The following is a 12225-nucleotide window of genomic DNA, read 5'->3' on the forward strand; positions in this document are numbered from 1 at the left end:
TAGCGGCAGGCGGCTGCGACCGGTCGGACAAGATCAATGAAGGGGCTTGCTGCGGCCTCCCCGACACCAGGTGGTCGTAATTGCATGGCAGTTGGGGCATAGCAGTCGCAGGTTCTCGCGGCGGTCGTCGCTCCAATCGCCATTGATGTGGTCGATCTCCAGCGTCATGGGGAGGCCTAGCCACTCCGGAGTCGTCCCGCAGCCGGCGCACACGTCCGGAACGCCGATCTCGCGCAATGCGCGGCGCAGAGTCTTGGTCGTGGTCCGGCGCTCACCCTCGTGTCGAACGAGTACATCGTCGGCGGGCCGTGCGGTGGTTCCTCTCTTGCCGCGCTGATGTGCCTGCCCCGTGAAGTGGGCGGTCGGGAGGGAGGCTTCCTCGATCCATCGCTTGAGCGCGGCATGCTGACTGCCTGACAGGGGCCTGCCCAGACGGCGCAAGGTCTCCGCTAGAGAGTGTGATTGCGCGACGGCTTCACGCAGGGCATTCTCGTCCGGCTTCCCGCGCCGCACGTACGCCGCACGATCACTGCTGCTCATCGCCGCCCCTTGCCGCGCCCGCGGTACGTGTCCGTCGTTGAGTGGCAGTTGGGGCACAGGAGCCGCAGGTTGGTTGCTTGGTTGTTGCGCCACTCTCCGTCAATGTGGTCGACCTCCAGGGGTAGCGGCGCACCTTGCCAGACCGCCTCTAGCCCGCATAGAGCGCAGCGCTCCTCCCGTCCGGTCTCCAGGAGTGCGCGCCTGAGCCTGGTGGGGTCGACCCGAGTGGCGATCGGAGACCGGTCGTCGCGCAGGATTTCCTCGGCGGAACGACGGCGACGGATATCTCGCGTGCCTACCGTGCTCGGCGGGGGTGCGAAGTGAGAGGTGTCTATCCCGAACCTCTTGACCTTGCGGCTGATGTGAGTGTGGTGGCCGCCGACAACGTCGAGACCGAGTCGGCGCAGCACCTCGCACATCGTCGTCGAGGATGCGACAACTTCGCTCAGGATCTCCCTCGTCCACTTCACCCCCTCGCGCTCGAAGTGTGAGACGTCCACACCCAACTTCCGCATGCGGTCGAGCAGGTACCTCCGCGACCCACCCTTCGGGTCCACCCCGAGCTTCCCCAGAGCCTCGGACAGCGTCCGCGACTCCTCCGCCGCCTCTGTGAGGCGTTCCTTCGTGTACTGACTGATGGGCATCGGCCCCTCCATTTCTCGGCCGCACGTGCGGCCCTCGCATGGAGTAACGGACCGATAGTCGGACGGTTGCGGCTGATTTCGTCCGATAAACGGAACAGCCCGCACCGTTTGTCGGGTGCGGGCCGTTCCGGAAGGAGGGGCGGGGATCAGATGCCCAGGTCCTTGATGATTTTGGCTACGTGGCCCGTGGCCTTGACGTTGTAGAGGGCGCGTTCGACCTTGCCCTCCTCGTCGACGATCACCGTGGAGCGGATGACCCCGGTGACGGTCTTGCCGTACAGCTTCTTCTCGCCGAACGCCCCGTACGCCGTCAGGACCTCCTTCGAGGGGTCGCTGACCAGGGTGACCTTCAGGTGCTCCTGCTCGCGGAACTTCGCCAGCTTCTCCGGCTTGTCCGGGGAGACGCCGATGACGTCGTAGCCGGCCGTGGCCAGGACGGCCAGGTTGTCCGTGAAGTCGCAGGCCTGCTTGGTGCAGCCCGGGGTCAGGGCGGTCGGGTAGAAGTACACGATCACCTTGCGGCCCTTGTGGTCGGCGAGCGAGATCTCGTTGCCGTCCGCGTCGGGCAGGGTGAAGGCGGGGGCGATGTCGCCCGGCTCAAGTCGCTCGCTCATTCTCAACAGTCTCCTCAAGAGGGGATCGGTACGGTGTCGAGACTAAGCTGCTGACAGACTGTTCATGGTGGGCTACGCCCGCCAAGGGACCGACCACGACGACGGAGGCAGCGCGGTGCCGGAAGCCAGGACCCCCGCACAGATCGAGGCGGACATCGTCCGTCGCCGCGAGCAGCTCGCTGAGGCGCTCGACGAGATCGGGGTGCGGATGCACCCCAAGACGATCGTCGGGGACGCCAAGGCGAAGGTGGTCGGCAACATCGACCACGTCGTCGGTCGCGCCGTGGCGACGGTGAACCGCCTCGTCACCGACGCCGGTGATGCGCTGCGCCACGACGATGGCGCCCCGCGCGTCGAGCGGATCGTGCCGGTCGCACTGCTCGCGGTCGGCGTCGTGGGCCTGCTGGTGATGTCGGCGCGGCGCAAGCGCTGATGACCCTGCGGGGTGCGGGGCGGGTGTGGGCGGGTAGGTTCGCTCCGTGAGCGAGAACACCACCACCCACGACAAGCTGCCCATCCGCATGCTGCACGACCGCGTGCTCGTGAAATCCGATTCGCCGGAGGGTGAGCGCCGCTCTGGCGGCGGCATCCTGATCCCGGCGACGGCCGCCGTGGGCAAGCGGCTGGCCTGGGCCGAAGTGGTCGCGGTCGGGCAGAACGTACGGACGGTCGAGCCGGGGGACCGGGTCCTGTACGACCCCGAGGAGCGGGCCGAGGTCGAGGTCCGCGGGGCGACGTACCTGCTGATGCGGGAGCGGGACCTGCACGCCGTGGCCGCCGAGCGGCTGGAGGGGTCGGAAGACTCCACGGGGCTGTATCTGTAGCCCGCGCGCAGAGCTGGAAAAGGGCCGGTGACCATCGTCACCGGCCCTTTTCGTTCGGTTTTGCTACGGTGGTGGGGAACCCCCGACGAGACGCGCCGTACCGGGTTGCCAGTGGCCAGTGGCCAGTGGCTGCAGGACAAGACGACGCACCCCGTTCCGCTCTCGTCCCGGAGGTGCCTGTCATGGCCTGGGTTCTGCTCATCGTCGCCGGTCTGATCGAAGTCGCTTGGTCGATCGGCATGAAGTTCACCGAGGGATTCACCCGGTTCTGGCCGAGCGTGTTCACGGGCGCCGGCATCGTGGCGAGCATGGTGCTGCTGTCGATCGCGGTCAAGACCCTGCCGATCGGTACGGCGTACGGCGTGTGGGTCGGCATCGGCGCGGCCGGTGCGGCGGTGGTCGGGATGGTCGCCATGGGTGAGCCCGTCACCGCCGCCCGGATCTTCTTCATCTGTCTGCTGCTGGCCGCCGTCGTGGGGCTGAAGGCGACCTCCGGTCACTGACTGACGACCGGGTCCTGGTTACTCCAGTAGGTCCGCCGGTGGGCGCAGGCCCTCGGTGGTGCCGCCCTGTGTGCCCGTCGTGGTGCCGGTCGTGGTGCCGCCGTCGGTCTGGCCCCCGGTGTTCTGGCCGCCGTCCGGCTGGCCGCCCGTGGTCTGACCGCCGGTGTTCTGGCCCCCGGTGGTCTGCCCCCCGTCGGTCTGGCCCCCGTTCGTCTGTCCGCCGTTCGTCTGTCCCCCGTTGGTCTGTCCGCCCGTCGACGGGGTCCGCGTCGGGCGGCCCGGCCGGTTCGAGGGGCGGTCGCCCGGGGTTTCCTCCGGGGACCGGCTCGGGTCCGGGTCCACGGGCAGGGGCTGCGGGGGCCGGTTCGCGCCGGGCATGAGCTCCAGGTCGAAGTCGACGGGGTCGGTGTCCGCCAGGGCCGTCTTCGTGTACTGGGCCCAGATCCGGGCCGGGTAGCCGCCGCCCCCGATGCGGGCCTCGCCCAGGGCCCCGTAAAGGGATTCCAGGGCGCCGGTGTCCGGGTCCTGGCCCATCATCGAGACGACCGTGACCAGGTTCGGGGTGTACGCCGCGAACCAGGCCGAGCGGTCCAGTTCGCCGGTCCCCGTCTTGCCCGCGGCCGGGTGGCCGGCGGCCAGGGCGGCCGTGCCGGTGCCGTTGTCCACGACGCTGACCAGCATGGACGTGGTGGTGTCGGCGGCTTCGCGGCTGACGGCCTGGGCCGGGTCGCGCGGCGGGAGCGGGACGGTGTCCCCGGCCTTGGTGATCTTTTCGACGAAGGTGTGCGGGGTGTGGCGTCCGTGGGCGGCGAGGGTCGCGTAGGCCTGGGTCATGTCCAGGACGCTGGCCTGCATGGTGCCCAGTGCCATGGCCGGTCCCGGGTCGAAGTTCGGGGTGTTCTCGGGGATGCCGAGGGCGATGGCGGTCTGCTTGACCTTGTCGGTGCCGACGTCGACGACCATCTGGGCGAAGACGGTGTTGACGGAGAGGTCGGTGGCGGTGTTGACGGTGATGTTGCCGTAGCTGACCTGCCCCTCGTTCTCCGGTGCGTAGGGGATGCGGGTGCCGACGACGCGCCGCTTGTTGTCGCCGTTGTAGATCGTGTACGGGGTGATCGTGCGGCCGTCCTGGGTGCGGGAGTCGTTCTGCACGGCGGAGGCGAAGACGAACGGCTTGAAGGTGGAGGCCACTTGGTAGTCGTGCCGGGTGGCGTTGTTGACGTACTGCTTGGTGTAGTCGATGCCGCCGTACAGGGCGACGACCTTGCCGGTGGCCGGGTCGATGGAGACGGCTCCGGTGCGTACGACGCGGTCCGCCTTGCGCTTGTCGGGTTCGAGCTTGCTGACCATCTTGTCGTTGACGGAGTCGACCATGGCGGTCTGGCGGGCCTTGTCGATGGTCGTGGTGATGCGGTAGCCGCCCTCGGCGAGGGTCTTGTCGTCGAGGATCTTGTTCTCGGTGATGTAGTCCTTGATGGCCTCGACGAGGTAGCCGCGCTGTCCGGAGAGGCCGGCGGCCGGGCGGACCTTGCCGGGCTCGGGGAACTGGGTGGCCGCGCGTTCGGCGGGCGTCATCCAGCCCTTCTTGACCATGCCGTCGAGCACGTAGTTCCAGCGGGCGAGGGCGCGGCCGCGGCCCTGGGGGTGGGCGACCACGTCGAAGGCGCTGGGGGAGTTGAGGAGGGTGGCGAGGTAAGCGCCCTCGGCGGGGTCAAGTTTGCCGACGTCCTTGCCGTAGTAGGCCTGGGCGGCGGCCTGGATGCCGTAGGCGTTGCGGCCGAAGTAGCTGGTGTTCAGGTACCCCTCGAGGATGTAGTTCTTCGACTTCTCACGACCGAGTTTGATCGCGATGAAGAACTCCTTCACCTTCCGCTTGATCGTCTGTTCCTGGCCCAGGTAGTAGTTCTTGACGTACTGCTGGGTGATGGTCGATCCGGACTGGGTGCCCTTGCCGGTCGCGGTGTTCCAGGCGGCGCGCAGCATCGCCGCGGGGTCCACGGCCCGTTCGGAGTGGAAGTCGCGGTCCTCGGCGGCCAGTACGGCCTCCTGGACGGTCAGGGGGATCTGGGAGAGCGGCACGTTGACGCGGTTGACCTCGCCGTCGCGGGCGAGCTGGGTGCCGTCGGTGTAGAGGTAGACGTTGGACTGCGCCGTGGCGGCCGCGTTGGCGGGCGGGATGTGGACCAGCAGGTAGCCGGCCACGAGGGCGCCGCAGACGAGCAGGGCGAAGAGCAGGAACGCGCCCAGGACCATGCGCCAGGTCGGGAGGAGTCGGCGCCAGCCGGTGCGCTTGCGCTTGGCCTTCTTCGCCGCCTTCGCCCGCCGTCTCTCCGCCTTCTTCGCGCCCTTCGCGTCTGATCCGGAAGGCGGGGGCGCGTCGGCGCCCGGAGCCTGCTGCCCGTCGGGGGTGTCGGGATCGCGAGGCGTCCAGCCGGGCGGTGGTGACGGGTCGCTCATCTCCGGGACTCCTCGGCGCCGTACGAAATATCCACATCTGTACCTCATGCTGTCTACCCGATGGCCGCCGGTTCCGCTCCGGACGGGCGTAATTCGTTCGCGTGGATCGCCCCTCCGCACTAAGCTCGCGCGCTTTGGCCGACGTAGGAACGACGCAGCAACGACCTGGGAAACGGAGGGGATGAGGTGCGCCAGCCGGTAGCGGGACGAGCCGGGCTCTACGGGGCGGTCGCGGCCGGGGGCTTTCGCAGGTACGCCACCTACGGGACGGCCACCGCGGCCGGGGTGTTCACCAACACCGTGTTCGGTTTCATCCTGGCCTACACCTACATCGCGCTCTGGGACGAGCGGCCCGGACTCGGCGGCTACGACCAGTCCGAGGCCCTCACGTTCATGTGGGTCAGCCAGGCGCTGCTCGCCGCCGGGGCGCTGATCGGCGGCGGCTTCCAGGAGGAGTTCCAAGAACGCGTCCGTACGGGTGACATCGCCGTCGACCTGTACCGTCCGGCCGATCTCCAGGCGTGGTGGCTCGCGGGTGATCTGGGCCGGGCGGGGTTTCAACTCCTGGGCCGCGGCGTAGTACCGCTGGTCATCGGCGGGCTCGCCTTCCACTTGGCGCTGCCCACCGCTCCGCTGCGCTGGCTGCTGTTCCTGGTCTCCGTGGTGCTCGGGCTGGTGGTGAGCTTCGCGCTGCGCTACCTGCTGGGGCTGGCGGCCTTCTGGCTGATGGACGGGGCCGGGATCAACATGATGGCCACGGTCGTCTCCATCTTCTTCTCCGGGATGCTGCTGCCGCTGACCGTGTTCCCGGGCGGCTTCGGGGAGTTCGTCCGCGTCCTGCCCTGGGCGGCGATGCTCCAGGTGCCGGTGGACGTCCTGCTCGGCGGGGGCGCGGGAGCCGCGCGTACGGCGGGGGCGCTCGGCTTCCAGGCCGCGTGGGCCGTGGTGTTGCTCGGGCTGGGCCGGCTGGTGCAGGCGGCCGCGACCCGCAAGGTGGTGGTCCAGGGTGGCTGAGCGGCTGGTGGAGGGCGGCGTCGGGAGGCCCGCGCCGCCCGACGTGGCGGCGGCCGGGCCCGGGCTCCTCGTCCCGCGGCGCAGCCGCGTCCTGGAGGGGCTGCGCGGCTACGGGCTGATCGCCGCGATGTGGATCCGGTCGACGATGACGTACCGCACGTCCTTCTTCCTCTCCACCTTCGGCAACGCGGCCATCACGCTCCTGGACTTCGTCGCGATCATGATCATGTTCTCGCACGTGGACGAGCTGGGCGGCTTCACGCTCCCCGAGATCGCCCTGCTGTACGGGTCCTGCTCGGCCTCCCTGGGCCTGGCCGACCTGCTGCTCGGCAACACCGACCGGATCGGCTCGCGGATCCGCGACGGCTCCCTCGACACCATGCTGGTCCGCCCGGTCCCGGTGCTCGCCCAGGTGGCGGCCGACCGCTTCGCGCTGCGCCGGCTGGGGCGGATCGCGCAGGGGATCGCGGTGCTGGGGTGGGCCGTCTCGGAGCTGGACCAGCTGCACTGGACGGTCGGGAAGGTGCTGATGGTGCCCGTGATGATCACCGCCGGGGCGGCGATCTTCGGCGCGGTGATGGTGGCCGGCGCGGCCTTCCAGTTCCTCGCCGGGGACGCCGCGGAGGTGCAGAACAGCTTCACCTACGGCGGCTGCACCATGCTCCAGTACCCGCCGACCGTCTTCGCGAAGGACCTGCTGCGCGGGGTCACCTTCATCGTGCCGCTCGCCTTCGTCAACTGGCTGCCCGCCCTGTACGTGCTGGGCCGGCCCGATCCGCTGGGGCTGCCGGGGTGGGTGGCGTACGCGAGCCCGCTGGTGGCCTTCGTGGTGTTCCTCCCCGCGTCGCTGGCCTGGCGCGCGGGGGTCCGTTCGTACCGCAGTACGGGGAGCTAGCCGTGCCGGATCCGGAAGCGCTGATTTCGCTGCACGAGGTCGAGAAGGTCTTCGACGTACGGCGCCGGGTGGGCCTGGTGCGCCGGGAGAAACGCCAGGTCAGGGCCGTGGACGGGATCAGCTTCGAGGTGGCTCGGGGCGAGATGGTCGGCTACATCGGGCCCAACGGCGCCGGCAAGTCGACCACCATCAAGATGCTGACCGGCATCCTCACCCCGAGCGGCGGCCGGCTGCGGGTCGCCGGCATCGACCCGGCGCGGGAGCGGATGCGCCTCGCGCACCGGATCGGCGTGGTGTTCGGGCAGCGCACGACGCTGTGGTGGGACCTTCCGCTGAAGGACTCCTACGCGCTGATGCGACGGATGTACCGGATCCCGCCGGCGCGGTTCGCGGAGAACATGGAGCGCTGCGTGGACCGGCTCGACCTCGCCGAGCTGCTCGACGTACCCGTACGGCAGCTGTCGCTGGGGCAGCGGATGCGCGGGGACATCGCGGCGGCGCTGCTGCACGACCCCGACGTGCTGTACCTGGACGAGCCGACGATCGGGCTGGACGTGGTGAGCAAGGCGAGCGTACGGGGCTTCCTGCGGCAGCTGAACGAGGAGCTCGGCACCACGGTGCTGCTGACCACGCACGACCTCCAGGACATCGAGCAGCTGTGCGAGCGGGTGATGGTGATCGACCACGGGCGGCTGGTGTACGACGGCTCGCTGGGCGGGCTGCACACGGCGGGCGGCGCGGACGGTGCGGCGGCGAGCGAGCGGACGCTGGTGGTGGACCTGGAGCGGGAGCTCCCGCCGATCGAGGTGGCGGGGGCGCGGGTGGTGAAGGTGGAGGGTGCGCGGCAGTGGCTGGCGTTCCCGGCGCGCGCTTCGGCGGCTCCGCTGGTGGCGGCGGTGGCGGCGGAGTATCCGCTGCTGGACCTGTCGGTGCGGGAGCCGGACATCGAGGACGTGATCGCGCGGATGTACGCGGGGCGGGGGTAGGGAGCCGGGCAGGGGGCGGGGAGCAGGGGCAGGGGGCGGGGGCGGGGGTTAAATCAGGGACAACCCTGAGCCGGAGCGGGGTTCGGGCCGTACCGCTCTCCGGGGTGACTGCATAGGCTGGTCCGCATGAGTGATGAGCGGCCCGAGAAGCCGTTGCCCGAGAAGTCGCCGTTGCCGGAGCTGAGGGCTTCGGACGCCGACCGGGAGCGGGTGGTGGACCGGCTGCGGGACGCCGTCGCCGAGGGCCGGCTCGACATGGACGAGTTCGAGGAGCGGCTGGACGCGGCCTACCGGTCCCGTACGTACGCCGAGCTCGAACCGCTGACGCGGGACCTGCCCGCGCTCGGCGCGACGGCTCCGATCTCGGCCGCCCCGGTGGCTCCGGTCGGGCTGACCAAGGCGGTACCGGCGGGGTCGGGAGCCGCCTGGCCGGCCCGGATCGTGGGCGGCGGAGGGGCGGCGGGCGGCCCGGCCATGGCCGTGGCGGTCATGTCGGGCTTCCAGCGCAAGGGCAACTGGACCGTGCCCGCCCGCTTCCACGCGGTGGCGTTCTGGGGCGGCGGTGAGATCGACCTGCGCGAGGCGAACTTCGCGGAGCGGGAGGTCGTCATCAACTGCGTCGCCATCATGGGCGGCATCCAGATCATCGTGCCGCCGGGCGTCGAGCTCGACGTACGCGGCATCGGCGTGATGGGCGGCTTCGACCAGACCGACAGCCCCGGCCCGGTGGAGCCGGGGGCTCCGCGGGTGGTCGTGACGGGCCTCGCCTTCTGGGGCGGGGTCGAGGTGAAGGTGAAACCGCCGAAGCAGCGGGCGGTCTCGAAGCAGAAGCCGCGCAAGGAGCTGTAGCGCGACGCGGTCCAGCAGCGGTACGGCCGCGGCGGCCGCGGTCGGGGCCGCGGTCCACAGCGGTACGGCCGAGGGGGCCGCGGTCCACAGCCGGAGGACGAGTACGGCGCGCCGGGAACTCCCCGGGCGCCCCGGGCGTCGGATGCTATGAAGTCGGATGCTTTGCGGACGAAACCGTCGCCCGGGGGAAGGCAGGAGCACGTGGAGCAGGGCAGCACGACGGCTACGGCGGAGGCTGCGTCCTCGTCGGCTTCATCGTCCTCGTCGACGACGCCACCGACCGGGGCCACGGCACGGGGCGGCTTCGTGTTCAGCGAGGCGGACGAGGAGCGCCGGCGCGGCGTCCGCCGGATGAAGCGGACCGCCACCGGCCTGCTGGTCCTGGTCGCGCTGATCTACGTGGCGGCGAAGTGGGCGGAGCACGCGGGCGCGGGCGGCTGGGCCGGGTACGTCGCGGCCGGGGCCGAGGCGGGCATGGTGGGCGCGCTCGCGGACTGGTTCGCCGTCACGGCCCTGTTCCGGCGGCCGCTCGGCCTGCCCATCCCGCACACCGCGATCATCCCGACGAAGAAGGACCAGCTCGGCGTCTCGCTCGGGGAGTTCGTCGGGGAGAACTTCCTCTCCGCCGACGTGGTGCGTACGAGGCTGCACGCGCTGGGCATCGGCGGCCGGCTCGGCGCCTGGCTGGCCGAGCCCGCGCACGCCGACCGGGTCACGGCCGAGCTGGCCACGGCCCTGCGCGGGGCGCTGACGGTCCTGCGGGACTCCGATGTGCAGGCCGTCGTGGGCGAGGCGATCACGCGGCGGGCCGAGACGGCGGAGATCGCGCCGGGGATCGGCAAGACGCTGGAGAAGGTCGTCGCGGACGGCGGCCACCGCCGGGTCGTGGACCTGGTGTGCGCGCGGGCGTACGACTGGCTGGTCACCCATGCCGAATCGGTGGAGGCGGCGGTGCAGGGCGGCGCGCCGGGCTGGACCCCGAGGTTCGTGGACCGCAAGATCGGCGACCGCGTCTACAAGGAACTGCTGCGCTTCGTCCAGGAGATGCGGGACATGCCGGAGCACCCGGCGCGCGGGGCGGTGGACCGTTTCCTCGCGGACTTCGCGGCGGACCTCCAGTCGGACACGGAGACGCGGGCGCGGGTGGAGCGCCTGAAGTCGGAGATCTTGCAGCGGGAGGAGATCCAGGACGTGATCGCCTCCACCTGGACGGCGGTCCGTTCGATGATCATCTCGGCGGCGGAGGACGAGCGGAGCGCGCTGCGCCTGCGGGTCCGTTCCTCGCTGATGTCCCTGGGCGCCCGGCTGGCCACGGACGGCCGCCTCCAGAACAAGGTGGAGGGCTGGATCGAGGGCGCGGTCGTGTACGTGGTCACCACGTACCGGACGGAGATCACCTCCCTCATCACGGACACGGTGGCGGGCTGGGACGCGGAGCACACCTCGCGCAAGATCGAGGCCCACATCGGCCGCGACCTCCAGTTCATCCGCATCAACGGCACGGTGGTCGGCGCCCTGGCGGGCCTCCTGATCTACACCGTGTCGCGCGCCTTCGGGGCGTAGCGGGGCGCGGCCGGCCGGGGGCTGCTGCGTGCGTGTTGCCTTCGCTGCTGCTCGGGTGGTGTTACGGCTCGTGGAGGTGGAGCCGCCGCGCGAGATGGACGGTGATGTCGGCGGCGATCTCGACCCGCGGCGGCAGGACCTGCGTGATCCGGCGGAACACCCGTTCCCTCACCAGGGGCGGCAGGACGAGATAGGCCGAGACGGTGGACAAGTGGCCGACGTAGTCGCCGGCGCTCATCGTCAGGCGGCGGTCGATCACCGCCTGTTGAACATCGGTGAACAGGGCGGACTGCCGGAGCTCCGTACCCGGCCACTGCATGTCGTAGCCAGGTGGCGTCCCGTCCGGGGAGGGAACCTCGTCGCTCTCCAGGATCGGAGCCCGTGCCGTGCGTACGGCTCCCTCCACGGCCGGGTCGGCCAGTTGGACCGGTCCGCCGCACGAGGCGAAGACGCCCCCGGGCTCCAGTAGGGAGGCCACCCGTGCCCACCGGCCCTCCGGGCTGGTCCAGTGCAGCGCGGCCGCCGCGTAGACCAGCCCGTACCGTCGGCCCGGGCGCAGGTCCTCGAAGGCGGCTCGCACCGTCCTGACGCTTGCGGGCACCTGCTTGCGCAGCTCGGCGAGCATGGCTCCATCAGGCTCGGTCGCGGTGACCGTGATCCCCTGCCGGGCGAACAGGCGGGTTGCTTTGCCCGTCCCGGCACCGATTTCGAGGGCGGTCGCAACCGGACGGCCCGCGTACTCCCTCACCAGGTCGAAGAGCTCCACGGGATACCCCGGCCGGAACCGTTCGTAGGCTTCCGCCATCGCTCCGAAGCTCAGCGCGCGATCAGGCATACCGGAGATCCTGGCACGAGGGGGCGCTGCGCGGGGCCGGGAACGGCGGCGGGTGCGGGGCGCGTACGGGACCCGCCGGGGCCGGGTCCCCGGCGGGTCCCGTACGCGATCTGCCTGGCACCCGTACGCGATCCGGCCGGAACCCGTACGGGACCCTGTACGCGACCCGGTACGGGAGTCAGCCCCGGTCGGCGACCGCCCAGGACGCGGCGGCCACCACGCCCGCGGCGCCGATGACCGCCGGCCACGCGCCGACCTTCTTCGCCAGCGGGTGCGCACCGGCGAACCCGGCGAGGTACAGCGCACCGAGCCCGGCCGCGGCGGGGACGCCGCCGCGCCGGTGCCACTCCCGCCCGGCGACGACCCCCGCGGCGCCGAGCACGACACCACCGAGCGGCCGCTTCTTGGTCCACCGCGCGACGGCGTAACCCCCGACCAGACCGGCGGCCGCCACCACGGAACTAGGCACCTGTGCCATGCTGTCCAACTCCCTTACCTCAT

General features: G+C 70.8%; 14 protein-coding genes and 1 riboswitch. Of the genes, 8 read left to right on the forward strand and 6 right to left on the reverse strand.

Annotated elements, in window-relative coordinates:
- Positions 1-33 precede the first annotated feature (33 nt).
- From AC3IX6_RS24100 to bcp, 3 genes are all read right to left on the reverse strand, one after another.
- Positions 34-540 carry an HNH endonuclease signature motif containing protein gene (locus AC3IX6_RS24100; protein ID WP_489364502.1) on the reverse strand — a complete coding sequence of 169 codons (507 nt, stop codon included), beginning with the start codon at positions 538-540 and terminating at the stop codon, positions 34-36.
- The gene (locus tag AC3IX6_RS24105) at positions 537-1184 is read right to left on the reverse strand and encodes an HNH endonuclease signature motif containing protein (protein WP_489364504.1); all 648 of its coding nucleotides are present in this window, start codon (positions 1182-1184) and stop codon (positions 537-539) included. Before AC3IX6_RS24105 ends, AC3IX6_RS24100 begins: the two co-directional genes overlap by 4 nt.
- A 146-nt stretch (positions 1185-1330) precedes the next feature.
- Positions 1331-1798, reverse strand: coding sequence for a thioredoxin-dependent thiol peroxidase (gene bcp, locus AC3IX6_RS24110; protein WP_422522673.1), 468 nt, complete (start codon positions 1796-1798; stop codon positions 1331-1333).
- A gap of 115 nt (positions 1799-1913) precedes the next feature.
- On the opposite strand from bcp, the gene AC3IX6_RS24115 reads away from it, so the two are divergent.
- The 3 genes from AC3IX6_RS24115 (at position 1914) to AC3IX6_RS24125 (ending at position 3125) form a co-directional block, all read left to right on the forward strand.
- The gene (locus AC3IX6_RS24115; protein ID WP_489364506.1) at positions 1914-2231 is read left to right on the forward strand and encodes a DUF3618 domain-containing protein; all 318 of its coding nucleotides are present in this window, start codon (positions 1914-1916) and stop codon (positions 2229-2231) included.
- A gap of 46 nt (positions 2232-2277) precedes the next feature.
- A complete protein-coding gene (locus AC3IX6_RS24120; protein ID WP_243337241.1) occupies positions 2278-2622 on the forward strand; it encodes a GroES family chaperonin in 345 nt (114 codons plus the stop codon).
- Between the two features lie 57 nt (positions 2623-2679).
- A riboswitch (guanidine-III (ykkC-III) riboswitch) is annotated at positions 2680-2773 on the forward strand.
- A gap of 31 nt (positions 2774-2804) precedes the next feature.
- Entirely contained in the window at positions 2805-3125 is a 321-nt protein-coding gene (locus AC3IX6_RS24125; protein ID WP_243337238.1) for a DMT family transporter, read from the forward strand.
- Between the two features lie 18 nt (positions 3126-3143).
- On the opposite strand, the gene AC3IX6_RS24130 is transcribed toward AC3IX6_RS24125, so the two are convergent.
- A complete protein-coding gene (locus AC3IX6_RS24130) occupies positions 3144-5582 on the reverse strand; it encodes a transglycosylase domain-containing protein (protein ID WP_489364509.1) in 2439 nt (812 codons plus the stop codon).
- 186 nt (positions 5583-5768) lie between these two features.
- On the opposite strand from AC3IX6_RS24130, the gene AC3IX6_RS24135 reads away from it, so the two are divergent.
- From AC3IX6_RS24135 to AC3IX6_RS24155, 5 genes are all read left to right on the forward strand, one after another.
- A complete protein-coding gene (locus AC3IX6_RS24135; protein WP_489364511.1) occupies positions 5769-6596 on the forward strand; it encodes an ABC transporter permease in 828 nt (275 codons plus the stop codon).
- On the forward strand, positions 6589-7491 hold the full coding sequence (locus tag AC3IX6_RS24140; protein WP_489364513.1) for an ABC transporter permease: 903 nt from the start codon (positions 6589-6591) through the stop codon (positions 7489-7491). The genes AC3IX6_RS24135 and AC3IX6_RS24140 overlap by 8 nt, the downstream gene beginning before the upstream one ends.
- A gap of 2 nt (positions 7492-7493) precedes the next feature.
- Positions 7494-8477: an ABC transporter ATP-binding protein gene (locus tag AC3IX6_RS24145; protein WP_489364515.1), complete on the forward strand. Its 984-nt coding sequence runs from the start codon at positions 7494-7496 to the stop codon at positions 8475-8477.
- A 126-nt stretch (positions 8478-8603) separates the two neighbouring features.
- Positions 8604-9326 carry a DUF1707 SHOCT-like domain-containing protein gene (locus AC3IX6_RS24150; protein WP_489364517.1) on the forward strand — a complete coding sequence of 241 codons (723 nt, stop codon included), beginning with the start codon at positions 8604-8606 and terminating at the stop codon, positions 9324-9326.
- A 147-nt stretch (positions 9327-9473) separates the two neighbouring features.
- Positions 9474-10889, forward strand: coding sequence for a DUF445 domain-containing protein (locus AC3IX6_RS24155; protein WP_489364519.1), 1416 nt, complete (start codon positions 9474-9476; stop codon positions 10887-10889).
- A 61-nt stretch (positions 10890-10950) separates the two neighbouring features.
- Here the strand turns inward: AC3IX6_RS24155 and AC3IX6_RS24160 are convergent, their stop codons facing one another.
- Entirely contained in the window at positions 10951-11724 is a 774-nt protein-coding gene (locus AC3IX6_RS24160) for a class I SAM-dependent methyltransferase (RefSeq protein ID WP_489364521.1), read from the reverse strand.
- Positions 11725-11902: 178 nt separating this feature from the next.
- On the reverse strand, positions 11903-12202 hold the full coding sequence (locus tag AC3IX6_RS24165; RefSeq protein ID WP_489364523.1) for a hypothetical protein: 300 nt from the start codon (positions 12200-12202) through the stop codon (positions 11903-11905).
- Positions 12203-12225: the final 23 nt, after the last annotated feature.

The sequence above is a fragment of the Streptomyces sp. GL_141 genome, from assembly GCF_057834385.1.